This is a genomic window from Flaviaesturariibacter aridisoli (assembly GCF_004343705.1).
GTDB lineage: Bacteria > Bacteroidota > Bacteroidia > Chitinophagales > Chitinophagaceae > Flavisolibacter > Flavisolibacter aridisoli.
In genome coordinates this window covers 60,129-82,254 of sequence record NZ_SKFH01000011.1, presented here as the reverse complement: position 1 = coordinate 82,254, position 22,126 = coordinate 60,129, and the positions used below count along the sequence as shown (strand labels likewise).

At 58.9% G+C, this 22,126-nt stretch carries 24 protein-coding genes; 10 read left to right on the top strand and 14 right to left on the bottom strand.

From position 1 onward, the window contains the following. Nucleotides 1–8: 8 nt before the first annotated feature. Nucleotides 9–1,187 (bottom strand): hypothetical protein, encoded by a 1,179-nt coding sequence (locus tag E0486_RS09085; protein ID WP_131851848.1) that lies wholly within the window; start codon nt 1,185–1,187, stop codon nt 9–11. A 110-nt stretch (nt 1,188–1,297) separates the two neighbouring features. Between E0486_RS09085 and recR the strand changes: the two genes are divergently transcribed. From recR to metH, 3 genes are all read left to right on the top strand, one after another. Further along, nucleotides 1,298–1,921 (top strand): recombination mediator RecR, encoded by a 624-nt coding sequence (gene recR, locus E0486_RS09080; RefSeq protein WP_131851847.1) that lies wholly within the window; start codon nt 1,298–1,300, stop codon nt 1,919–1,921. A 253-nt stretch (nt 1,922–2,174) separates the two neighbouring features. Next, nucleotides 2,175–3,203, top strand: a complete 1,029-nt coding sequence (locus tag E0486_RS19205) for a homocysteine S-methyltransferase family protein (RefSeq protein WP_165917261.1) — start codon at nt 2,175–2,177, stop codon at nt 3,201–3,203. Further along, a complete protein-coding gene (gene metH / locus E0486_RS09075) occupies nt 3,200–5,932 on the top strand; it encodes a methionine synthase (protein ID WP_165917260.1) in 2,733 nt (910 codons plus the stop codon). Before E0486_RS19205 ends, metH begins: the two co-directional genes overlap by 4 nt. Nucleotides 5,933–6,053: 121 nt before the next feature. Here metH and E0486_RS09070 read toward each other — a convergent pair whose 3' ends face one another. From E0486_RS09070 to E0486_RS09040, 7 genes are all read right to left on the bottom strand, one after another. Further along, nucleotides 6,054–6,668, bottom strand: coding sequence for an HAD family hydrolase (locus E0486_RS09070; RefSeq protein ID WP_131851846.1), 615 nt, complete (start codon nt 6,666–6,668; stop codon nt 6,054–6,056). 26 nt (nt 6,669–6,694) lie between these two features. Then, nucleotides 6,695–7,303 (bottom strand): HAD family hydrolase, encoded by a 609-nt coding sequence (locus E0486_RS09065; protein ID WP_131851845.1) that lies wholly within the window; start codon nt 7,301–7,303, stop codon nt 6,695–6,697. Further along, nucleotides 7,293–7,577, bottom strand: coding sequence for a SemiSWEET family sugar transporter (locus E0486_RS09060; protein WP_131851844.1), 285 nt, complete (start codon nt 7,575–7,577; stop codon nt 7,293–7,295). Before E0486_RS09060 ends, E0486_RS09065 begins: the two co-directional genes overlap by 11 nt. A 155-nt stretch (nt 7,578–7,732) precedes the next feature. Next, nucleotides 7,733–9,829, bottom strand: a complete 2,097-nt coding sequence (locus E0486_RS09055; RefSeq protein ID WP_131851843.1) for a glycoside hydrolase family 97 protein — start codon at nt 9,827–9,829, stop codon at nt 7,733–7,735. A 1-nt stretch (nt 9,830) separates the two neighbouring features. Then, nucleotides 9,831–10,586, bottom strand: coding sequence for an LOG family protein (locus E0486_RS09050; protein ID WP_131851842.1), 756 nt, complete (start codon nt 10,584–10,586; stop codon nt 9,831–9,833). 57 nt (nt 10,587–10,643) lie between these two features. Further along, on the bottom strand, nt 10,644–10,886 hold the full coding sequence (locus E0486_RS09045; protein ID WP_131851841.1) for a hypothetical protein: 243 nt from the start codon (nt 10,884–10,886) through the stop codon (nt 10,644–10,646). 170 nt (nt 10,887–11,056) lie between these two features. After that, nucleotides 11,057–12,004, bottom strand: coding sequence for a UDP-3-O-(3-hydroxymyristoyl)glucosamine N-acyltransferase (locus tag E0486_RS09040; protein ID WP_131851840.1), 948 nt, complete (start codon nt 12,002–12,004; stop codon nt 11,057–11,059). Between the two features lie 258 nt (nt 12,005–12,262). On the opposite strand from E0486_RS09040, the gene E0486_RS09035 reads away from it, so the two are divergent. Genes E0486_RS09035 through E0486_RS09020 form a run of 4 tightly spaced genes read left to right on the top strand, consistent with a single transcriptional unit; the run spans nt 12,263 to nt 15,406 of the window. After that, entirely contained in the window at nt 12,263–13,138 is an 876-nt protein-coding gene (locus tag E0486_RS09035) for a YicC/YloC family endoribonuclease (RefSeq protein ID WP_131851839.1), read from the top strand. Between the two features lie 57 nt (nt 13,139–13,195). After that, nucleotides 13,196–13,672 carry a gliding motility lipoprotein GldH gene (locus E0486_RS09030; protein WP_131851838.1) on the top strand — a complete coding sequence of 159 codons (477 nt, stop codon included), beginning with the start codon at nt 13,196–13,198 and terminating at the stop codon, nt 13,670–13,672. Nucleotide 13,673: 1 nt separating this feature from the next. After that, nucleotides 13,674–14,657 carry a sensor histidine kinase gene (locus E0486_RS09025; RefSeq protein WP_131851837.1) on the top strand — a complete coding sequence of 328 codons (984 nt, stop codon included), beginning with the start codon at nt 13,674–13,676 and terminating at the stop codon, nt 14,655–14,657. Between the two features lie 8 nt (nt 14,658–14,665). Next, complete coding sequence (locus E0486_RS09020; protein WP_131851836.1) at nt 14,666–15,406, top strand: response regulator transcription factor; 741 nt, start codon at nt 14,666–14,668, stop codon at nt 15,404–15,406. Nucleotides 15,407–15,518: 112 nt separating this feature from the next. Here the strand turns inward: E0486_RS09020 and E0486_RS09015 are convergent, their stop codons facing one another. Next, nucleotides 15,519–16,220 carry an SDR family oxidoreductase gene (locus E0486_RS09015; RefSeq protein WP_131851835.1) on the bottom strand — a complete coding sequence of 234 codons (702 nt, stop codon included), beginning with the start codon at nt 16,218–16,220 and terminating at the stop codon, nt 15,519–15,521. A gap of 34 nt (nt 16,221–16,254) precedes the next feature. Between E0486_RS09015 and E0486_RS09010 the strand changes: the two genes are divergently transcribed. Together E0486_RS09010 and E0486_RS09005 are read left to right on the top strand one after the other, a co-directional pair. Beyond that, nucleotides 16,255–16,959: a YjjG family noncanonical pyrimidine nucleotidase gene (locus tag E0486_RS09010; RefSeq protein ID WP_131851834.1), complete on the top strand. Its 705-nt coding sequence runs from the start codon at nt 16,255–16,257 to the stop codon at nt 16,957–16,959. A gap of 100 nt (nt 16,960–17,059) precedes the next feature. Continuing rightward, complete coding sequence (locus E0486_RS09005; RefSeq protein ID WP_131851833.1) at nt 17,060–17,476, top strand: response regulator; 417 nt, start codon at nt 17,060–17,062, stop codon at nt 17,474–17,476. On the opposite strand, the gene E0486_RS09000 is transcribed toward E0486_RS09005, so the two are convergent. Further along, on the bottom strand, nt 17,473–18,537 hold the full coding sequence (locus E0486_RS09000) for a sensor histidine kinase (RefSeq protein ID WP_131851832.1): 1,065 nt from the start codon (nt 18,535–18,537) through the stop codon (nt 17,473–17,475). The genes E0486_RS09005 and E0486_RS09000 overlap by 4 nt on opposite strands. Nucleotides 18,538–18,750: 213 nt before the next feature. On the opposite strand from E0486_RS09000, the gene E0486_RS08995 reads away from it, so the two are divergent. Next, on the top strand, nt 18,751–19,425 hold the full coding sequence (locus tag E0486_RS08995; protein WP_131851831.1) for a response regulator: 675 nt from the start codon (nt 18,751–18,753) through the stop codon (nt 19,423–19,425). Between the two features lie 43 nt (nt 19,426–19,468). On the opposite strand, the gene E0486_RS18815 is transcribed toward E0486_RS08995, so the two are convergent. The 4 genes from E0486_RS18815 to E0486_RS08980 all read right to left on the bottom strand — a co-directional run bounded on the left by E0486_RS18815 (nt 19,469) and on the right by E0486_RS08980 (nt 22,121). Then, nucleotides 19,469–19,636 (bottom strand): hypothetical protein, encoded by a 168-nt coding sequence (locus E0486_RS18815; protein WP_165917259.1) that lies wholly within the window; start codon nt 19,634–19,636, stop codon nt 19,469–19,471. A 32-nt stretch (nt 19,637–19,668) separates the two neighbouring features. Next, the gene (locus tag E0486_RS08990) at nt 19,669–20,325 is read right to left on the bottom strand and encodes a phosphatidylserine decarboxylase family protein (RefSeq protein WP_131851830.1); all 657 of its coding nucleotides are present in this window, start codon (nt 20,323–20,325) and stop codon (nt 19,669–19,671) included. Between the two features lie 117 nt (nt 20,326–20,442). Beyond that, complete coding sequence (locus E0486_RS08985) at nt 20,443–21,153, bottom strand: phosphatidate cytidylyltransferase (protein WP_131851829.1); 711 nt, start codon at nt 21,151–21,153, stop codon at nt 20,443–20,445. A gap of 2 nt (nt 21,154–21,155) precedes the next feature. Continuing rightward, on the bottom strand, nt 21,156–22,121 hold the full coding sequence (locus E0486_RS08980; protein WP_165917258.1) for a CPBP family intramembrane glutamic endopeptidase: 966 nt from the start codon (nt 22,119–22,121) through the stop codon (nt 21,156–21,158). Between the last annotated feature and the right edge of the window lie 5 nt (nt 22,122–22,126).

The window sequence follows — 22,126 nt, the reverse complement described above, 5'->3', positions numbered from 1 at the left end:
ATGCCCGGTCAGAAGCAGAAGCCTGCATAGAGCAGCGCGCCGGAGAGAAAGCGGTTCTGCGTGGGAAAGCGGTAATCGGCCGCAACGAAAACAGGGCCGAAACGGAGGCCGCCGCCGATCTGCGGCACCATGCCCCGGTATTCCTGGAACTGCGGGATGTTGGTGTAATCCACCTTGGAATATTCGAAGGCAACGCCGGGGCCGAGGTACGCCTTCAGCCGTCCGAAGTGATGCTGGTAATGGACGGAAACGCCACTGCGGAACGTCTTGACATTCCTGGCTTCGTAAGTGATCGTCGCGGTAGGAAGCTTTACATCGCCGCTGTAGCTGAACGACGAGTAGGAAAAGGCGAGGCGCAGGAAGAAGTGTTGCAGGCGGTTCTTTTCACTCAGTTCAAGTCCGGCAATATAAAGCGGGTCGGCGGTCGATTTCTCGGGCGGTGTTTGCGCCATCGATGGCGTTGACTTAAGCTGAACGAAGTTGGTCACGATGCCGGCGGCGGCGAACACCTGAAGGCGAATGCCACGCGTCCGCTGGAGGCGCTCGCTCCGGCTCAGGGATTGTTCCGCATTGAGTTTGGGGAAGAGTAACAGGAGGCTTTCCGAATTGTACTCGGCATTGCGCACCGCTTCCGCCAGCGCGCTTTCTTTGTCGGGTACGTATAAATACAGGGTGTTGCGAAAGCCCCGGCGCGTATCGATAGTGCGTGTGCCGGGAATGTAGCCGACCCGGTATTGCAGCTCCGTAAAGGTGCCGCTGCTGTCGCGGATAAAGAAGTGTGTTTTGGAGGCTTCCTGCAATTCGTACAGGGAGACCAGGTGGCCTTCATACAGGCGGCGGAGGAATACCCGGCGGAGGTTGCTCCGGTTTTCGGTAATGTCCACCAGGTAGGCCATGTCTACCGGGGCATCGTCCACTTCCAGTTCCTGCACGGCATAGAGGTCGCCGTCGGCCACGGCAAAGCCGTTGAGCTGCCGGGCACCGTACTCGGAAAGGGGGTCTTGCGCGGAGGGGCGGAAGGCGATGGAAGCGGGCGTCAGGCTCCACTTGCGGTCGTCGATCTCGCCGCGGAGGGTGTCACCATCGCGGTTGACGACGTAGCCGGGGCGCCAGTTGCGCTGTGCGGATGCGAATAGGGTCAGGACAAGGAACAGCGCCCCGAACAGGGCGCGGGAAAGGTAGCTCATGCAGTCAGTTTTGAGGCGGCGAAAGTAGGCCTTCCAACGTGCTTTTGTAACCATTTTTTAGCACCGTCATCCCCCTGAATCCGGGCGTAAAAAGGTAAATTTGTAACCTTATGCAATTCTCCTCGGCGCTCCTGGAAAATACCGTCAACGAATTCGCCAAACTGCCCGGCATCGGCCGGAAAACAGCCCTCCGCCTCGTGCTGCACCTGCTCAAGCAGGAGCCCGGGGAAGTGCAGCAGTTCAGCGAGGTGCTGAGCCGTATGCGCAGCGAGATCAAGTTCTGCAACCGCTGTCACAACGTGGCAGACGCCGACATCTGCTCCATCTGCGCCAACTCCCTGCGCAAGCAGGACGTCATCTGCGTGGTGGAGAATATCCGCGACGTCATCGCCCTCGAAAGCACGCAGCAGTTCAGCGGCACCTACCACGTGCTCGGCGGCGTCATCTCCCCGCTCGACGGCATCGGACCGGGCCAGCTCCATATCGACACGCTGCTGCACCGCATCGGCAAGGAAGAGACCGCCGAGGTCATCTTCGCCCTCAGCCCCAGCATCCAGGGCGACACCACTATCTACTACATCCAGAAGAAGCTCCCTTCCGCGGTTCGCATCACCACCATCGCCCGCGGCATCGCCTTCGGCGGCGAGCTCGAGTACGCCGACGAGATGACCCTCGCCCGCTCGCTCCAGAACCGTTTGCCGATCGAAAGCTACGTCTCGCAAGCGGGGCGCTGACGCGCATTGACTATTGAATAATGCTTATTGGATATTGAATAACGAAGGAGCAACCATCCGATATTCAATAGTTATTATTCAATAGCCATTATTCGATGGCGGCCTCCGCCTTATCTTTGCACCCACAGCGGATTTGTTTATTGTTCGGCTCTACAGAACTAATAAACGCGGGAAAGCTCCTTTCTTCGATTTTCCATCGTTTTTTTAATTGTATTGCTTGCTGTAAACCTTCCGCGGTTTAAACGGAACCTCTATGTCAGCAATACACGACGCGCTCCGCGAGCGCATCCTGATCATCGACGGGGCCATGGGCACCATGATCCAGCGGCACGGGCTCGGCGAAGCCGACTACCGCGGCGAACGCTTCAAGGACTGGCCTTCGGACCTGAAAGGCAACAACGACCTGCTTTGCCTCACGCAGCCCGGCATCGTCAAAGGCATCCACCGCGAATACCTCGAAGCCGGCGCGGATATCATTGAAACGAACACCTTCAATGCGCAGCGCGTGTCGCTCGCTGATTACGGCATGGAGTCGCTGGCCTACGAACTCAACGTCGCTGCGGCGCGCCTGGCGAAAGAAGCCGTTACGGAGTATGCCGCCGCGCATCCCGACGCGGTCAATGCCCACGCCTATGTGGCCGGTGCGATCGGTCCGATGAACAAAACCCTGTCCCTTTCCCCCGACGTCAACAACCCCGGTTACCGCGCGCTCTCTTTCGACGAAGCGGCGGCTGCTTATTACGAGCAGGTGAAAGGCTTGGTTGACGGTGGCGCCGACCTGCTGCTGGTGGAGACGATCTTCGATACGCTCAATGCGAAGGCCGCCATCTTCGCCATCCGGCAATACTTCCGCGAAAGCGGGCGCGAGCCGCTGCCCATCATGATCTCGGGCACCATCACCGACGCCTCGGGCCGCACGCTCAGCGGGCAAACGCTGGAGGCCTTCTACACGTCGGTGCGCCATGCCCGTCCCCTGAGCATCGGGCTCAACTGCGCGCTCGGCGCGAAGGAAATGCGCCCGCACGTGGAAGAACTCAGTACCCTTGCTGAATGCTATACGTCGGCTTACCCGAATGCCGGCCTGCCCAACGCGATGGGCGAGTACGACGAGCAGCCCGAAGACACGGCGCACTTCATCGAGGATTGGGCCAAGGAAGGCTTCGTCAACATCGTGGGTGGCTGCTGCGGCACCACGCCCGATCATATCCGCCACATTGCGCAGCAGGTGCGCCACCTGGCCCCCCGACCTTTACCTACCGTAGAAAAAGAATTGACCCCGTGAGCGAAACGATCATACATCCCTACCTGCGCCTGGCCGGCCTTGAGCCGCTGGTGCTGCGTCCCGAAAGCAACTTCATCAACGTCGGTGAGCGCACCAACGTTACCGGCTCCAAGAAATTTGCGCGCCTGATCCGTGAGAACAAGTACGAAGAAGCCCTGTCCGTAGCCCGCCAGCAGGTGGAAAGCGGCGCCCAGGTGATCGACATCAACATGGACGATGCGCTGCTCGACGGCGTGCAGGCCATGACCACCTTTCTCCACCTGCTGCAGGCGGAGCCCGACATCGCGCGCGTGCCGGTGATGATCGACTCTTCGAAGTTCGCCATCATTGAAGCCGGCCTCAAATGCGTGCAGGGCAAGTGTATCGTCAACTCCATCTCGCTGAAAGAAGGCGAAGCGGAGTTCATCCGCCAGGCGCATATCTGCCTCGACTACGGCGCATCCGTAGTGGTGATGGCCTTCGACGAGGCCGGGCAGGCCGACACGCTGCAGCGACGCGTAGACATCTGCTCACGCGCCTACCGTATTCTTACGGAAGGAGTAGGCTTCGAGCCGCAGGACATCATTTTCGATCCCAACATTTTCGCCGTTGCTACCGGCATCGAAGAACACAACAACTACGCGGTGGACTTTATCGAAGCCACGCGTCTCATCAAGCAGCGCTTCCCCCTGGCCAAGATCAGCGGCGGCGTGAGTAACGTTTCCTTTTCTTTTCGTGGCAACGACCCGGTGCGCGAAGCCATTCACGCGGTCTTTCTTTACCACGCCATCAAGGCAGGTATGGATATGGGCATCGTCAATGCCGGCCAGCTGGTGGTGTATGACGAGATCGAGCCGCAGCTGCGCGCGCTCTGCGAAGACGTGATCCTCAACCGCCGCCCCGATTCCACGGAGCGCCTCGTTTCTTTTGCCGAAACCGTAAAAGCCAAAGGCAAGGAAGCCGTAAAGGATGAAGCCTGGCGCCAGGCTTCGGTGGAAGAGCGCCTGAAGCATGCCCTCGTGAACGGCATTACCGACCATATTGACGCCGACACCGAAGAAGCGCGTCGGAAATACCCGAAGCCCCTCGATGTGATCGAAGGCCCGCTGATGGCGGGTATGGACGTGGTGGGCGACCTGTTCGGTTCGGGCAAGATGTTCCTGCCACAGGTGGTGAAGAGCGCCCGCGTGATGAAGAAGGCCGTAGCGGTGCTGACGCCGTTTATTGAAAAAGAAAAAGAAGAGCGCGCGGCCCGCGGCGAGATCGCCCCGGCGGGCGCTGCTAAGATATTGATGGCCACCGTCAAGGGCGACGTGCACGACATCGGCAAGAACATCGTGGGCGTCGTGCTCGGCTGCAACGGCTACGAGGTGCTCGACCTCGGTGTGATGGTGCCGGCCGACAAGATCCTCGACACGGCGGTGAAAGAAAACGTAGACGTCATCGGGCTGTCGGGCCTCATCACGCCCTCGCTCGACGAGATGGTACACATCGCCCGCGAAATGAAGCGGCGCAACATGAAGCAGCCCCTGCTGATTGGTGGCGCCACTACTTCGCGCACGCACACGGCGGTGAAGATTGCGCCCGAATACGCCGGCGGCGTGCTCCACGTGCTTGATGCTTCGCGCAGCGTTACTGCGGTAACGAGCCTGCTCAACAAGGAGCAGAACGCTGCCTTCCTGCGCGACGTGCGCGCCGAGTACGATGCCCTGCGCGACCAGTTCCTGGGCCGCCAGCGCCAGAAGGTGCTCATTCCCTACGAGGAAGCCGTCGTGACCAAGGAGCGCTTCGACTGGCGCCGGTATACGCCCGTCAAGCCGAAGGTGGATGGCGTGCAGGTTTTCCGCGCGTTTGACCTGGCTACCATCGCCCGATACATCGATTGGGGTCCCTTTTTCATCGGGTGGGAAATGCCCGGCCGCTTTCCGGAAGTGCTCAGCGATCCCATCTTCGGCACTGAAGCAACGCGCCTGTACAACGACGCGCGAAAGATGGTGGAGACGATCGTGAAGGAACAGTGGTTTACCGCCAATGGCGTCATCGGCTTCTGGCCGGCGCTGTCGAACGGGCGCGATACCATCGTGCTCGAGGCCGGGGGCCAGAAGGTGCACCTGGAGAGCCTTCGTCAGCAAATGAAAAAAGCTATCGGGCAGCCTAGTTATGCGCTTTCCGATTTTATTAAACCCGCAGATACAGAAGAAGGAGTCGATCTAAGTGCCCCCTTCGGGGGACAGGGGGCCGGCACCGACTACATGGGCGCCTTCGCCGTTACGATCGACGGCGCGCGGGGGCATATCGACCGCTATGCCGCCGAGCACGACGAATACAACAAGATACTGGTGCAGATCCTGGCCGACCGCTTTGTGGAGGCGTTCGCCGAATGTCTGCACGAAGCCGTGCGCAAGGAGCACTGGGGTTATGCGTCGGGCGAGCAGCTGTCGAACGATAGCCTGATCCGCGAGGAGTACAGCGGCATTCGCCCCGCGCCGGGCTACCCGGCCTGCCCCGATCATACGGAGAAGCTGAAGCTGTTCCGGCTGCTCAACGTGACGGAGAACATCGGCATTGAGCTTACGGAAAGCCTGGCCATGAACCCGCCGGCATCGGTGTGCGGTTGGTATTTTGCCCACCCGCAAAGTCACTACTTCGGGCTCGGCAAGATCGGCCGCGATCAGCTGGAAGATTACGCGGCGCGCAAAGGGATGTCGATCGATGAAGCCGAGAAGTGGCTGCGGCCCGTGCTGGAGTAAGAGAAAGAACGCGGGTTCCGCAAGCGGAACACGTGGGTTTATTATGATTGTTTATGACCTTGTTCTACGCAGCCAAAATCCGCGCTAATCTTAATCATTATAAAAATCCGCGTTCTTTCTCTTAGACCCGCAGCAGGTTATGGTTCCTGAGCTCCTGCTCCAGTTGCTCCGGCGAGCGGAACCAGATGCACTGGATACCCATAGCCGCGGCGGCATCCACGTTGCGCTTGTTGTCGTCGATGAACAGGGTCGTTGCCGGATCGAGGTCGAAGCGATCGAGGATGAGTTGGTAAAAGGCCGGCGCCGGCTTGCGCATCTTTTCTTCACCGCTCACCACGCGGCCGTGAAACCAATGCAGGAAGTCGTAGCGCTCCAGGGCTACGGGAAAGGTCTCCGAGCTCCAGTTGGTGAGGGCGTAGAGCTGGTAGCGTTCGCTTTCCTTCAGGCGGCGAAACAGTTCCACCGTGGGTTGGATGGGGCCGCCGAGCATTTCCTCCCAGCGCCCGTAAAAGGCTTCGATCGGTTCTTTCCATTCGGGATGCCGCTGCACCAGCAACTCGGTAGCTTCCTGCAGCGGGCGGCCTGCGTCCTGTTCCTCGTTCCAGTCGGAAGTACAGATATGCTCGTAGAAATACTGCTTGTCGTGGGGGCGCCCTTCAAACAGCTTGTCAAACACATAGTCGGGGTTCCAGTCGATGAGCACGCCCCCGAGGTCGAAGATGATATCCTTGATCACAATGGTCGATTGAGCGGCAAAAGTACTCAGAGAACACCGCGCAGCGCCAGGTCGCGGCGCAGGGCTTCGGGGTCGCTGAACAGGATGCCGTCCATGCCGAGGTTCTGGGCGGCCTCTACGTTCACGGCCTTATCGTCGATGAACAGGCAGTGCGCGGCGCTGAGGCCATAACGCTCCAGCAGCCGGAGGTACAGGCGCGGATCAGGCTTGGTAAAGCCTTCGGCACCACTGAGCACAATGCCGTCGAACCATTCAAGGAACGGAAAATCCGAGCGCGACTGGCCGAAAAGCTCGGCGCTCCAGTTCGTGAGGGCATACTGCGGGTAGTTCTTGCGGCGGAGCTCGTCCAGTATTTCTACGGAACCTTCAATAGCGCCCTGGAACATTTCCCTCCAGCGGGCGTAGAAGGCTTCGATGAGGTGCGCCCTGTCCGGGTGCTTTTCCGAAAGCTCCCGCGTCGCTTCGGCGGTGGGCTTGCCTCCGTCTACGCTGTTGTGCCATTCCATTGTGCACACCTGGTCGAGGAACCAGTCGCGCTCCGCCGGGTCCTGGAAGATACGGTCGTATAGGTAGCGCGGGCTCCAGTTCACCAGCACATTGCCGAGGTCCCACACGATCGTCGGGTCAGGCTTCATGCGCAACGGGTATTTGCTGTTTGCCATAGCGGAACTTGAAATACAGCATGATGAGGGAGAACAGCAGCACCATGCTGTTGGTGTAGATGATCGGCACGCTCTTCTTGGCGATGCCGTACACCAGCCAGAGGATGACGCTGATGGTGGCGAAGGTGAACATGAGCAGGGAGATGTCGGCAGCCGATTTCGTGCGCCAGGTTTTGATCACCTGCGGCAGAAAGGTAATCGCTGAAATGGAGCCGGCCACCATGCCGAGGACTTCGATGGGTTCCATGAGTATTATCTAAGTTTTGGGTGTAATGTTTTGGAGCTGGGTGAAGGTACGTGGTTGGCACGACGGGCGATCGCCTATCATTGTTCCGCTGCGCTCGCAATCACGCAGAAGGCGTCGCTTGCGCGACGCCTTCTGCGACTTTTTTTATTTGAAGATCACTTTACCGGCACGAGGCTAATTGCCACACCACCGCCGGCGGCGAGTTTCAGCGTCAGCTTTGTATCGGCAGTCACGCGGCGCTTTTCGATCGTATACGCCGTAGGGTTGTTTTGCCAGTGCGCGTTGTCGGCGTCGCGGTAGATCGTAGCGAGGTAGGTCTTGCCTTTTTCGAGGAAGGAAAAATCGGCTTCGATCGTTCGGGACTGCTCGTTGGTAACGGCGCCGGCAAACCAGCTGGCGGAGCCTTTGGCTTTGCGGGCTACCCAGAGAAATTCGCCCGGCTCAGCGGCGAGGTATTTTGTATCGTCCCAATCTACGGCCACGTCTTTGATGAACTGAAACGCATCCTTATGCTTTTCATAATTCTCCGGCAGGTCGGCGGCCATCTGCAGCGGGCTGTACATCGTTACATAGAGCGCCAGTTGCTTGGCGAGCGTCGTATGCACCTGTTCTTTTTTCTTCGGATCGTAGGCGCTCATTTTGATTTCGAAGATGCCTGGCGTGTAGTCCATCGGGCCGCCTATGAGGCGGGTGAAGGGCAGGATCGTTTCGTGCGCCGGCGGGTTGCCCACGCTCCAGGCGTTGAATTCATTGCCACGCGCGGCTTCGGAGGCGAGCCAGTTGGGATAGGTGCGCTGCAGCCCCGTCGGGCGCGTCGGCTCGTGCATGTCTACCATGATACCGTATTGGCCGGTCTTCTTTGCCACACGCGTGTAGTGGTTTACCATCCATTGCCCGTCGTGGTGCTCGCCACGCGGAATGATGCGGCCCACGTAGCCGGTTTTCACGGCGTCGTAGCCGAAAAGTTTCATAAAGCGGTAAGCCGTATCCATCCAGCGCTCGTAGTTGGTCACCGAGCCGGAGGTTTCATGGTGCATGATGATCTTCACGCTTTTCTTCTTTGCATAGGCATGCAGCTCTTTTACATTGAAGTCGGGGTAGGGCGTTACGAAGTCGAACACGTCCTCTTTCCAGCGGCCGAACCAGTCTTCCCAGCCCGTGTTCCAGCCTTCCACCAGCACGCTCTTGATGCCGTTGCGGGCGGCGAAGTCGATGTAGCGTTTTACGTTGGCCGTGTTGGCGCTGTGCGGCACGCGCGACGACTGCTGCGAGCCCACCTGGCCGCCGGCATAATCCCAGCTGCCTTTCCCTACGTGCATTTCCCACCATACGCCGACGAACTTCTGCGGCTTGATGAAGGCGGTGCTTTTCAGCGCGGGCGGCTCGTTGAGGTTCAGGATCATCTTCGTGGCGGCCAGCACGTCAGTGGCCTTGTCGCTTACGATGACGGTGCGCCAGGGCGTACGTGCCGGCGTTTGCAGGTAGGCACTGTTCCCCACTGCATCGGGCACCAGCTGCGATTGAAGCAGGTGCTGCTGCTTGTCTACGTGGAGGTTCATGGCGGGGTAGTTGATCAGCGCCGCTTCGTGGATGTTGATGTACAGGCCGTCGTCGCTTTTCAGCATGAGGGGCGTTTGCACGAAGTCGGGCCCGATGATGCTGCGGGTGCTGATTTCCGTGTGCTGGTCGCCCACGGTGGCATCCACGGCGCTGAGGCGCGTATGGTTATAGGGATATTCATTGGAGTCGTAGTCGCCGGGGATCCAGAAGGCATTGTGGTCGCCGCTGAGGTGAAACTGGGTGTGCTCCGCCGCGACCACGAAGTGCTGCAGGTTTTTCTGCTCGGGAAATTCGTAGCGGAAGCCGAGGCCTTCGTTGAACAAACGGAACAGGACATTGACGCGTATGTGCGCGTCGCTGCGGTCTTCCAGCTCGAAGCGCAGCTCGTTGTGCTGGTCGCGGATGCGGCTCCATTCGCCCCACACGGGCGTCCAGGTGGCGTCGTGGCTGGTTACTTTCTGGTCTACCAGCCGGAAGGTGGCGAGGTCTACATTGGGTTCTTTGAGCGTGATGCCCAGGGTGCCTGGTTGCAGCACGTCGCGTTGGCCGAACTTCAGCGCATACTGCAGGTGGCCTTCGTTGTCGAGGTGCACCCACAGGCGGAGGCGGTTGTCGGGCGACTGTAGTTCGGTGGACTGGGCGCCGGCTTTCAGGGAGAGGCCGGCGAGCAGCAGGAGCAGGTAGCGTTTCATGTTACTTTTTTTCAAACAGCCACCACAGTCGCCTGCGGGGCCTGATTTTATAATTCGTCTGTATGTATTTGCGGATGTGTTCCATGGCTTCGTCGAGGTCGTCGGTGAGCAGCACGAGGTTCATGTCGGAAGGAGCGATGGTACCGCGTTGCGCCATGTCGTACATCGCCTCCAGCAACTCCCTGTAATACTCCTTTCCGTAAAGCACCACGGGGAAGCCGGTGATGGTCTTCGTTTGGATGAGCGTAAGCGTTTCAAAGAACTCGTCCATGGTACCAAAACCGCCGGGCATGATGATGAAGGCGTAGGAATACTTGATGAGCATCGTCTTGCGGGTGAAGAAAAACTCAAAGGTCATGCTCTTGTGGAGCCACTTGTTCTCCACCTGCTCGAAGGGCAGCTTGATGTTGCAGCCGACGGAGTTGCCGCCGGCTTCGTAGGCGCCGCGGTTGGCGGCTTCCATGATACCGGGGCCGCCGCCGGTCATGGTGGTGAAGCCGATGCCGGCGATGCGGGCGCCGAACTCGCGCGCCTTCTGGTAATATTCATGGTCTTCGCGGAAACGGGCCGAGCCGAATACAGTGATGCAGGGGCCCACGAAGTGCAGGGTGCGGATGGCGCGGACGAGCTCGTAAAACACTTTCCACGCAAAGCGAAGCTCGTAGCTCCTGCTCTTGGGGCCGTCGAGGTATACGTGCTGCTTGGGTGGGATGATGGGGTCCTGCTTGCGGGTCGGCTCTGTTTGTGGATCGGACATGGAAACGATTAGGACCTAAATGTAAGCGGCAATCGGTAAAGGCCGCACCGGACGGGGTCATTGCTTCCCGGGCAAGGGGTGCTCCAGCACGGTATCCCAGCCCGGTGTGGGCCCAACGGGCGAATCGAGCGTGATGGGTTCGGTAGACGGCTTGTTGTGATCGTCGGTGTCGATCACCGGCGCAGCGTCGGCCGGCACCTGCAGCAGCTGGCTGTCCACCGTTGAAGGCGGCTCTTCGTCCTGACGCGACGAACCTCCAACGCAGGAGGCGAGCAATAGGATCCAGGCGAGGTGTTTCATCAGCGGGATTGCAGCAATATTGAAGCCAAGGCTAAGGTTTGGGGGTCAGGCAGGTTTTGAAGGGTTTAGGATCTTTTAGAAAGGTCCAGGGTGATTTTTACTTTAAATGGGCGCGCTGCCTGTTTCATGAACCTATTTAAACCGACTGAACATTTCTAAACCTTCCTGAACTATTCCTTCCCCGTGATCTTCTGCCAGATCTCCGGGATGCGCTTGATCCAAACGAGTTCCTTCATCTTGACCGAAGCTTCCTGCACGGGCGATCCGAAATATTTTTTACCGCCGGCGATGGAAGCGGGCACACCGCTTTGCGCATACACTTCGGTGCCGGCGCCGATGGTCAGCGTTTTGCTCACGCCTACCTGCCCCCAGAGGATCACACCGTCTTCGATGGTGGTGGCGCCGGCAATGCCGACCTGTGCCGCAAAGAGACAATTCTTTCCTACTACCGTGTCGTGACCGATGTGCACGAGGTTGTCCATCTTGGTGCCCGCGCCGATCACGGTGTCGCCGCTCACGCCGCGATCGATGGTGCAGTTGGCGCCGATCTCTACCGCGTCTTCCAGGATCACGCGTCCACAGCTGAGCATCTTTTTATAATGCACCGGCCGGGATGTTTTCTTGTTGTAATAAAATGCATCGGAGCCGATGACCGTGCCCGACTGGATGATGCAGTCGTTGCCGATGATGCAATGGTCGCCGATGAACACGTTGGGATGGATGACGCAGTCGCGGCCGATGCGTACGTTGTTGCCGATGACAGCACCGGGTGCGATGTACGTGCCTTCACCGACCGTTGCCGATTCGCTCACGGCGGTGCGCAGCGGAACGAAGGGGCGATAGTGCCGCACGATCGTCTGGTACGCTTCGAACGGTTCGGCCGTCAGCAGCAAAGCCTTGCCGGGCGGCACTTCCGTGGGTTGGTTGATGATGATGAACGTTGCCGCCGACTCGATGCATTTGCGGTAGTACTTGGGATGATCCACGAAAACGAGGTCGCCTGCTTCCACCTTGTGGATCTCGTTGATGCCGGTGGCGAATCCTTCTTTGTTACCGATGATCTCGGCGCCGATGAGGCTTGCGATATCGGTGAGTGCAACTGGTTGATCGAAGCGCATAATTGATTTGAAGAATGAAAAACAAAGGTAGGGTGTAGCTTTCGGCTGCGCGGATGCGATTGCGTTATCGTCGTTCTACTACAACGACAAAAAAATGTGAATAAAATTGTGCATATTTTTTTTCTATTAGCGGAAAAACTTTTTAATATTGTGGTAGGAAATTTTATTTCCTGACTTACTAACCCAACCCAATATTAGTCCCGGCGATCTCGTCGGGACTTTTTATTTCTACCTTTACCTCTATAAACAATTTGGTGCATGCTGAAATCAATGACAGGCTTCGGAAGAGCGGAGCGGGCCGTGGGCGACAAGACCTTCCTGATCGATATCAAATCGCTCAATGGAAAGCAATTCGAATTGCAACTGAAGATGCCGGCCTTCCTCAAGCCGTTTGAGTTCAACATCCGCAAGGTTCTTTCCGAAGGACTCGTGCGCGGCACGGTAGACTGCGGCATCAGCCTCAAGGAAACCGGGAGCGCAAAGCCCATCACCATCAACACCGACCTCGTCAAAGCGTACCACCAGTCGCTGCGTACACTGGCCGATGAGTTGCACCTCGAAACCGGCGACCTGCTGGCCACCATCATCAAGCTGCCCGAAGTGATCACGCCTTCGAGCGAAACGCTTACCGATGCCGAGTGGCAGCAATTCGAGGCAGCGCTGCAGGCCGCCATCGAAGACCTCAACCGCCACCGCACCGATGAAGGCCGCTCCCTGCGCCAGGACCTGGAGTTGCGCATCCGCAACATCGCCGCGCAGCAGGAGCAGGTGGCCAGCCTCGAGCCGCTGCGCCAGCAAAAGATCCGCGAAGGCATTACCCGCCTGCTGGAAGAACACGTAGGCAAAGAGAACTACGACGCCAACCGCCTCGAGCAGGAGCTGATCTACTACATCGAGAAGATCGACATCAGCGAAGAGCAGGTGCGACTCAACAACCACCTCGAATATTTTACCCAGGTGCTCAACGAGGAAGATTCCAACAAGGGCAAGAAGCTTTCCTTCATCCTCCAGGAGATCGGCCGCGAGATCAACACTACCGGCTCCAAGGCCTACGACCACACCATCCAGAAGTGCGTGGTGCAGATGAAAGACGAACTCGAAAAAGCGAAGGAGCAGGTATTGAATGTATTGTAGGATATCGGATGTCTGATCTCGGATGTCTGATGTAAGTAAGGATTCACAGAGCTTATTATGACTAAATTTTTCACGATCGTTTTTTTGTCCCTGATGGCGCTCGCCGGCTGCGACAGCATCGACCTGTACGAACAGACGGTGTCCATCAAGGGGCAGGCCTGGAAGAGCAGCACGAAGCCTTCGTTCCGCTTTGCCATTAAAGACACGACGGCTTCCTACAATATTTATGTGCTGCTGCGCCATTCGGCCCGCTACCACTACAACAACATCTGGGTGGGGCTCGCTACGCTGGCTCCCGACGGGCAAGCCACGCGCGTGCAGTACGAACTGCCGCTGGCCAACCCCGAGAAGGGCTGGCTCGGCAGCGGCATGGACGACATCTACGAGCACCGCATTGCGCTGACACCGCTGGACCAGGACTTCCGTTTTCACAAAGCGGGCACGTACACCTTCTCCATCGAGCAGCTGATGCGCGAGGATCCGCTGGAGCAGGTGCTGAACGTAGGCCTGCGGATCGAGAAAAAGCAACGCTGATATGGCCGCCGCTAACAGACCTCAGACCCGCCTGGTGACCATCGTATTCTGGGTGCTCCTGTTTTACATCATCGCGGCGCTGGTATGGTGGCTGCTGTCGCTGGAGCGGCAGAACAAGGAGATCTACGACCTCAAGATCTGGGCTTCGGCGCCGCTGATCGGCGAGTCGGAGCAGGGCGCCGCCGTAGGCCGCGCGCTCCAGGCACAGTATGAGCGCAATACCCGCAAGTATGTGTATGAAGGCGTTACGTTCCTCGCGCTGATCCTCTTCGGCGCGGCGTATATCTACCGGCTCGTGCGCCGGCAGTTCCAGGTGCAGCGGCAGCAACAGAATTTCGTGATGGCCATCACCCACGAGCTGAAAACACCGCTGTCGGTGGCGCGCCTCAACCTCGAAACACTCCAGCGGCGCCAGCTGCCCGAAGACACACAACGCCGCCTGCTGCAGGCATCACTCGAAGAAACGATGCGCCTCGACACCCTCATCAACAACGTGCTTCTCAGCTCGCAGCTCGACGATGCCGCCTATCATCCCACGCGCGAAGACGTGGATCTTTCCGGCATTGTGCGCAGTGTGCTCGACGAGGTGCGCCGCCGCAACCCAGAGCGCTGCGTCAACTCCACGGTGCCTGAAGGCGTTACCGTTACCGGGGACCCGCTGTTGCTCCGCCTGCTGGTGAGCAACCTGCTGGAAAATGCCGCCAAGTATGCGCGGGATGCCTGCTTCTCCTGCAGCCTCGGCACCGATCGGGGGCAGGTGGTCTTCCAGGTGTCCGACGAAGGCCCCGGCATCCCCGACGCTGAAAAGAAGCGGGTGTTTGAAAAGTTTTACCGGGTTGGCAACGAGCAGACGCGCCGCGCCAAAGGCACCGGCCTGGGGCTGTACATTTGCAGCCGCATTGCCCGCGCGCACGATGCCGGCATTACCCTCAGCGACAATGAGCCGCAGGGGGCTACCTTTACGGTACGGTTTAAAAAACCCTGAGCGTACATATGAGCACCCCTGCCAAACCTTCTATCCTGGTGGTGGAAGACGAAGAAAACCTGCACGAGACGCTCCGGCTCAACCTGGAGCTGGAAGGCTACGAAGTCACTTCGGCCTACGACGGCATCGCCGCCCTGAAGGCCGTGCAGGAGGAGTATTTCGATCTCATCATCATGGACATCATGATCCCCGAGGTGGACGGTTTTGCCGTGACGCAGAACATCCGCCTCAGCAACGACGAAGTGCCCATCCTCATCCTCAGCGCCCGCAACAGCAGCGAAGACCGTGTGAAAGGCCTCAAGCGCGGCGCCGACGACTACCTCACCAAACCGTTCAACCTCGAGGAGCTGGTGCTGCGCGTACGCAAACTGATCAGCAAAAGCCAGCGCATCAAGGAAAAGACCACCGTGGGCGACACCTACAGCTTCGGCGGCCACACGGTCAACTTTAAAGCGCAGGAGGCCGTCACCAGCGGCGGTGCCCGCATCGAGCTCAGTAAAAAAGAGACGATGCTGCTGAAGCTGCTCATCGAAAACAAGAACGAAGTGGTCCCGCGCGAAAAAATCCTGCAGTCGGTGTGGGGTTACAACGTTTACCCGACCACCCGCACCATCGACAACTTTATCCTGAACTTCCGCAAGTATTTTGAAGAAGATTCCCGCAACCCGAAGTATTTCCACTCAGTAAGAGGCGTCGGGTATAAATACGCGGAAGCCCCCTTAAACCTCCCCGAAGGGGAGGCTTATTAAAAGCCCGGATCGCAAAGCGATCCGGGCTTTTCCTTAATGAAGCAATGATTAAAAGTAGGCTTGTCGTCGTAAGGAACCTTCGACCTAATTGCCCCCTTCGGGGGACAGGGGGCTACAGGTCCCCTAGCTGCGGCCGCACGACGATCTCCTCCACCGTCGCTGCATACGAGAGCTGGCTCGCGGTGTAAATCAGCTGCGCAATGTCTTCGGGCTTCATGATGCGGTCTTCGGAAACACCGGAGCCGTTCCAGGAATCGGTGTACACCGCGCCGGGCAGCACCGACGTGACTTTGATGCCGTGGGGCTTGAGTTCCTCGCGCAGGTTGCGGTTGAACCCGAGCAGGGCGAACTTGGAAATGCTGTAGGCGCCGCCATTGGGATAAGCCTGCAGCGATGCGATGGAGCAGATGGTAAAGATGTGACCGCTTTTCGCCGCCATCATGTGCGGCAGCACAGCACGTGTAACGTGGTAGGCGCTGAAAAGGTTGGTGCCGAGCATGTGCTCGAGGGCGCCATCGGCTTCCGTAGAAATACCACCCGGTGTAAAGGTGCCGGTGTTGTTGACCAGCACGTCGATGGTGCCCGCGGCGCCAACGGCCCATTCTCCGAAAAGACGCGCGGATGCTTTATCGGAAAGGTCGGCTGCCATCGCTTCCACCCGCACGGCGGGGAAGCGTGTGCGCAGCTCCTCGGCGGTGGCGAGCAGTGTTGACTCGGTTCGGGCATTGAGAAACAGGTGGTGGCCATGCGCGGCGAATTGTTCGGCGATGGCTTTCCCGATGCCGCGGGAAGCCCCGGTGATGACGACGTTCATTCGGTACTTTTGTTGGTTCACGCAAAGCTAATTCATGCCCCAACGCAAATACCGGCACCTGTTCTTCGACCTCGATCATACCCTGTGGGACTTCGACGCCAATGCGCGCGCCACCCTGCAGCAGCTGCACCTCGACCTGAAGCTGCCGGAGCGCGGCATCGCCGACTTCGACGCTTTTTACGATACATACATCGCGCACAACGACAAGCTGTGGGAACGCTACCGCAAAGGCTACATCCGGCAGGAAGAGCTGCGCCTAAAGCGTATGTGGCTGACGCTGCTCGATTTCAAGATCGCCGACGAAGCCCTCAGCCGGCAGCTCAGCGAGTTGTTCCTGCAACTGCTGCCCACGCGCACACTTATCTTCCCCGACACCAAAGAAGTGCTTACCTGCCTGCAGGAAAAAGGTTACGGCATGCACATGATCACCAACGGCTTCGAGCAGATCCAGCACGCGAAGCTCCGCGTGTCGGGCCTTGATACTTTTTTCCAGCATATCGTTACCTCGGAAGGTAGCAACAGCCTTAAGCCCCAGCCGGAGATCTACCACTATGCCCTTGAAAAGGCCGGCGCCACGGCCGCTGACAGTCTGATGATCGGAGACAGCCTCGAGGTAGACATCGCCGGCGCGCGCGGCGTGGGGATGGACGGCGTGCACGTAAACTTCAACGGGGCGGCGCAGGCCTTTGCGCCTACCTACACCGTGACGGCACTGAAGCAGCTGCTGGCGTTTCTCTGAGGCGCGGCGGCCGCCCTGTAGCCGGCTGGCTACATTTAGCGCCCCGAAAGGCCCCGGAAGCCTACACCCCATCCGGCTGGGCTACCTTTATGGGTCTGCGATGAAAGAACGAAACCTGCATATCCTGCATGCGGATGACGATGCTGACGACCGTTGGTTATTTGAAGACGGATTGAGGCAATGCGGCTGCCATACCCTGCTCCAGTTCGACGACGGCGAACCTTTATTGAACTACATCCGCGGGCTCGGTCCGGCCGCGGCGCAAAGCGTTGCGGTCATTTGCGATATGCAGATGCGGCGCATGGGCGGCGTAGAAGTTCTGTGCCGCGTGCGCGAGCTTCCCGGCTGGGAGCAAACACCCGTGATGATCTTCAGCACGTCGTCGTTTTCGGAAGACATCCGCACCTGCCTTGAAAATGGCGCGACGGGATTTTATTCAAAGCCCAATACGCTGCAGGAAAGCGTGCGCATCATCCGCGATATGATCGACACGGTGAATGCCCGCCTGCCGGCCTAAGACAGTATCCGCGCCGGGATCGAAACGCGGATGGTACACCCGTCGCCGGGGCGCGAGTCGATGTCGAGGCTGCCGTCTACCATAGCCACGCGGCTCTTCATGCTGCGCATCCCGAACCCGGGCACCATGTGCGCGGGATCAAATCCCTTCCCGTCATCCTGCACCGTCAGCTGGAGACGCCCGTCCTTGAAATGCAGCCCGATGCGCAGGTGGCGCGCCTCCGAATGCCGGATCACGTTGGTCAGCTGCTCCTGCAGGATACGGAGTACCGTGGTCTTCACCTTTGATTCAATGAACGTTTCAGAAGGAAGGTCGAAAGTTTTCGTTACCTGTATTTCTTTCAGGTCGGTCACGTTGGCAAGCAGCTCTTCGAGCGATGCCGTGAGCATTTTCTCGTCTTGCGTGCTGTGCAAAAGGGTTTGCGACAACTCTTTTACTTCGCCGATCGCTTTGACCACCAGCTCATGCCCGAGCGGCAGAAAGCCGCCGCCGCGCTCCGGGTCGAGCTGCGCTTTCTCCAGATAGAGCCGTGCCGTGTGCAAGATCTGGCCTACGTTGTCGTGAAGCTCCTGGCTGATCTCCATGCGCTCCACTTCCTGGGTAGTGAGTACGGCATTACGGATATGCTCCTGGTTGCGGTCGTCCTGGTGCGCCATCCGCCGGTACAGCAACACCTGCGTGGTCACTTCTTCCACGCCGTGAAGGATGCCGAGCAGGGCGCCGTCCTTGTTGCTGACGGGGAGGTTGTGCACCCGCCAGTAGCGTTCGGTAAATGGGCTGTCGCCGGCGCTCCGGGTGTCGTAGCGGATCAGGGGCAGGTCCTGGCGCGACCGCTCCCGCAACACTGCCTCCAGGGAGGCCTGCAGGCTGCGGGCGCCGGTAACGCCTTCATCGCTGTTTCCTGGAAAAACGGAAAAGAGAGGTTGCCCGATGATGCGGTCGGTCTGGCCCGACACCGCGAGGTAGGCATCGTTGGCGGCCAGGATGCGGAAGTCTGGTCCCGCTTCGATGAAGAGATAGGGGTTGGGAAGAGCAGCGAATATTTCCGGGAAAAAAGTCATGGCTGGATCGGGACGTCAGGCAGAAAAGGCCGCTGGCTCTCCTAAAGTTAGGCTGCTTTTCCGATTGCGCCATGGTCCGGCACCGCCAGCTCGGCCGCAACGTTTTTGGGCAAATTTTTGGAAATCGCGGATCATTATTTGTAGTCCGGGCGCTACAAATCGTTTGGAAAAAAACAGACAGATAAAGTGCTTCAAAACCCATTTATTCGCGCCGTGCAAAAGAACATTCTGCTTGTTGACGATCACGCAGTGATGCGCAACGGCCTGCGGTTACTGCTGGAAGAGCTCGACGTATCGCTGCAGTTTTTTGAAGCTGCCGACGGCGACGCTGCGCTGGAGATCCTGCGCCGCCAGCCCATCGATGTGGTCATCCTCGATATTCATCTCGGCGAGACCGACAGCGTGGCGCTGGTGGAGTTGCTGTCCATCCGCTACCCGCAGGCCTATATCCTGATCTTTTCGATGCTTCCTGAAAAGGTATATGGCCGGCGCTTTCTGCAGGCCGGCGCGCGCAGCTACCTGCCCAAGTCTTCCTCCCTGCTGGAGATCCGGCGTGCTTTTGAGCTGGTGCTCGGGCGCAAAACCTACATGAGCCAGGAAATGATCGAAACGATGGCCGGTCAGCTCGGGCAGCCGGAGACGGGCAGTCCGTTCGATGCGCTGTCGCGCCGCGAGTTCGAGATCGCAACGCTCGTGCTTTCGGGAGAAACGGTCAGCGGGATCGCCCAGAAACTGAACGTCAAGCCCTCGACCGTGGGCACCTACAAGTCCCGCATATTCGAAAAGCTCCGGATCAAAACGCTGTTTCAGCTAAAGGACCTGGCGATGCTCTACAACCTGCCCAGCCCTGCGTGGAACCGCAGGCCGGACGCGGAAGTGAAATCATAAAAAAAGCCCCGGCATCGCCGGGGCTTCAAGCTTTTGGAAGGGCTCAGGGCTTCGCGCAGGTCTTCATCGACTTCTGGCAGCCAGGGCTCATCTTCTGGCAGCAGCTGTGCTGCGCCTTCTTTTTCTTACCCTTGTCGGTGTTCAGTGCCGTGGCGGTTACGGTGCCCACGGCGAAGAGGCCGGCGAGAATGACGAGTGCTGATTTTTTCATATCGGAATGATTAGTCCTTAAAGATAATTCATTTACCATTTGCCCAGGATGGTCACGCCACCCTTTACTTTCTGGTTGATCTTCACGTCGATCTGTGTGCCTAGGGGCAGCAGCAGGTCCACGCGCGAGCCGAACTTGATAAAGCCCATCTCATCGCCCTGCTTCACGTTCATGCCCGGCTTCAGGTAGTTGACGATGCGCTTGGCGAGGGCGCCGGCAATCTGCTTCACCAGCACTTCCTTTCCGTCGAGGTCATACACCACGCTGTGGCGCTCGTTTTCCGTAGAGGATTTCGGGTGCCAGGCCACAAGAAACTTGCCGGGGTGGTACTGGCTGTATTTCACTTCGCCGTCAACAGGGTTGCGGTTTACGTGCACGTTGAGCGGGCTCATGAAGATGGAAAGCTGCAGGCGCTTGCCCGAAAAATATTCGTCGGCCTCCACTTCCTCGATCACCACCACCGTGCCGTCGCAGGGCGCTACGATGAGGTCTTCACCCACCGCATGCGTGCGTGTAGGGATACGGAAAAAGGAAAGGATGAACACCAGCAGGCCGATGGTGCCCAGCATGATGATCCAGCCCAGGGTGGGGTAGGAGGGCGTTACGAAAAACAGCGTGAGCAGGTTGACCGCCGCCACCACGATCACGGAGAGCAGGATGGTGACGAAGCCTTCTTTGTGAATACGCATCAGTAAAGGATTATGGCGGCGAAAGTACGACTTCAACCCGGTTCTTACGGTTCTTCGGGTTCTTGAGGTCGGTATGTCCCGGTTACCGATCAACTAATAGACCACTTGAGCAATCCCCTACAGCGCGAGGGCTACGTACAGCCATACGCAGGGCGCGGCGAAGAGCAGCGAATCGAAGCGGTCGAGGAAGCCGCCGTGGCCGGGCATGAAGGAGCCGCTGTCTTTAACGCCTGCGGTACGCTTGAGCTTGCTTTCAAACAGGTCGCCGATAGTGCCGGTGATGGCGGCAATGGCAGAAATCGCGGCGGCGTGGCGCGTGAGGGCGGGATCCACGGCCCAGGCCAGGGCGCTCATGACGCCTACGGCCAGCAGGGCGCCGCCGGCGGTGCCTTCCCAGGTCTTTTTGGGCGAAATGGGCGACAGCGGCGTTTTGCCGATCAACGAGCCCACGATATAGGCCATCGTGTCGTTGATCCAGATGGAGAAGATGAGCAGCAACACCAGCGAGAGGCGCGTGACGTCGTCCAGCCCCGCGTCGCCGGTGGCTGTTTGCGTATGCAGCCAGTCGAAGCGCAGGTCGCAGAGCAGGAAGAGCGGCAGCGTCAGGTAGAGCCCCCCACCCAGTAGGTCGCCGACGCTGATGCCCGTAGAACTACGGTCGGGGAATTGGCGGCGCAGCCGCAGGAACTCGGCCCAGCCGCCGAAGTGCACGACTGTGAACAGCAGCAGGAAGCCCCACTTGCTGATCAGGAGGCCAGCTGCCATGACGGCCACAAAGAGGATCGCCGTAAGGGCGCGGGTACGGAAGGTTTGCCAGTGAAAGGCCATGGTCAGAAGCTTAAATCGTTATCGGGACGCGGGCCGTGGAGTTCTTCCGCGTAGATGGCGTTGAAATCGGTGCGGCTGCGGCGCTCCATTATTTTGATGAGGAAGACCACCAGCGCGAGGCCCGCAATGCCTGCGGGCAGCAGCACATTGAGCCCGCCGAACACCGATGCGTCGCTCGAAGCCGTTGCGGGGAAAAAATAGGCGATGGTGATGAGCAGCGCATCGTAAAGGAAATGCGCGAGCATGGCGGCCCAAAGCGAGCCGCTGTACCAGTACAGCGCGCCCAGGATGACGCCCAGGAAAAAGCGCGGCAGGAAGCCCATGAACTGCATGTGGAAGAACGAAAACAGGAAGGCCGTGATCAGGATCCCCGACCAGGGACTGCGGGTGCCGCGGATCAGCAGGCGCTGGATGATGCCCCGGAACAGCAGCTCTTCGCCCACACCGGCCGTGACGGCGATGCAGAGGATGTTGAGCAGCAGGTTTTTGATCGTATGGCCCTGGAGCATCATGAGGATCGTGCGGTTGGCCTGCTCCTCCATGGCGCTGACGCCCTGCTGAAAGGGGCTGTGCGCGATCATCCAGCGGTTGAGCACGCCGGTGAGGTCTACAAAAGGCCACGCCGCAAGCAGCGTGACGATCCCGATGACCCAGAATAGCGGGCTGAAAGGCGCGCGCAAGCCGAGGTATTCCCCCGGCCGCTTGTCGCAAAAGCGCGCATAAAGAAGCGAGGGGATCAGGAAAAAGCCGGCAAACTGGAGCAACATCATCCCCCGCAGTTGCAGCAGCAGGTTCGGGTCGCCGGGAACCCAGCTTCGGTAGTTGCCCATTTCCAGGAGCGAGATGCCGCTGACGGCCGATAGCAGCGAGCCGCCGATGACGAGAAAGATCATGAGGATCCCCATGGCCATGCCGACGAAAAGCAGCAGTTGGACGATTACAGGCCTCGATTTAAGATATGTTTGCATGCGTT

Coding starts and splice junctions, on each gene's coding strand:
- E0486_RS09085 (WP_131851848.1), bottom strand. CDS start 1,187: ATGAGCTACCTTTCCCGCGCCCTGTTCGGGGCGCTGTTCCTTGTCCTG.
- E0486_RS18815 (WP_165917259.1), bottom strand. CDS start 19,636: ATGAAAAAATCAGCACTCGTCATTCTCGCCGGCCTCTTCGCCGTGGGC.
- E0486_RS09050 (WP_131851842.1), bottom strand. CDS start 10,586: ATGTCCGATCCACAAACAGAGCCGACCCGCAAGCAGGACCCCATCATC.
- E0486_RS09005 (WP_131851833.1), top strand. CDS start 17,060: ATGAAAGAACGAAACCTGCATATCCTGCATGCGGATGACGATGCTGAC.
- E0486_RS09035 (WP_131851839.1), top strand. CDS start 12,263: ATGCTGAAATCAATGACAGGCTTCGGAAGAGCGGAGCGGGCCGTGGGC.
- E0486_RS09025 (WP_131851837.1), top strand. CDS start 13,674: ATGGCCGCCGCTAACAGACCTCAGACCCGCCTGGTGACCATCGTATTC.
- E0486_RS08990 (WP_131851830.1), bottom strand. CDS start 20,325: ATGCGTATTCACAAAGAAGGCTTCGTCACCATCCTGCTCTCCGTGATC.
- E0486_RS09020 (WP_131851836.1), top strand. CDS start 14,666: ATGAGCACCCCTGCCAAACCTTCTATCCTGGTGGTGGAAGACGAAGAA.
- E0486_RS09040 (WP_131851840.1), bottom strand. CDS start 12,004: ATGCGCTTCGATCAACCAGTTGCACTCACCGATATCGCAAGCCTCATC.
- E0486_RS09060 (WP_131851844.1), bottom strand. CDS start 7,577: ATGGAACCCATCGAAGTCCTCGGCATGGTGGCCGGCTCCATTTCAGCG.
- E0486_RS08980 (WP_165917258.1), bottom strand. CDS start 22,121: ATGCAAACATATCTTAAATCGAGGCCTGTAATCGTCCAACTGCTGCTT.
- E0486_RS09065 (WP_131851845.1), bottom strand. CDS start 7,303: ATGAAGCCTGACCCGACGATCGTGTGGGACCTCGGCAATGTGCTGGTG.
- E0486_RS09000 (WP_131851832.1), bottom strand. CDS start 18,537: ATGACTTTTTTCCCGGAAATATTCGCTGCTCTTCCCAACCCCTATCTC.
- E0486_RS09030 (WP_131851838.1), top strand. CDS start 13,196: ATGACTAAATTTTTCACGATCGTTTTTTTGTCCCTGATGGCGCTCGCC.
- E0486_RS09015 (WP_131851835.1), bottom strand. CDS start 16,220: ATGAACGTCGTCATCACCGGGGCTTCCCGCGGCATCGGGAAAGCCATC.
- E0486_RS09010 (WP_131851834.1), top strand. CDS start 16,255: ATGCCCCAACGCAAATACCGGCACCTGTTCTTCGACCTCGATCATACC.
- recR (WP_131851847.1), top strand. CDS start 1,298: ATGCAATTCTCCTCGGCGCTCCTGGAAAATACCGTCAACGAATTCGCC.
- E0486_RS19205 (WP_165917261.1), top strand. CDS start 2,175: ATGTCAGCAATACACGACGCGCTCCGCGAGCGCATCCTGATCATCGAC.
- E0486_RS09045 (WP_131851841.1), bottom strand. CDS start 10,886: ATGAAACACCTCGCCTGGATCCTATTGCTCGCCTCCTGCGTTGGAGGT.
- E0486_RS08985 (WP_131851829.1), bottom strand. CDS start 21,153: ATGGCCTTTCACTGGCAAACCTTCCGTACCCGCGCCCTTACGGCGATC.
- E0486_RS09055 (WP_131851843.1), bottom strand. CDS start 9,829: ATGAAACGCTACCTGCTCCTGCTGCTCGCCGGCCTCTCCCTGAAAGCC.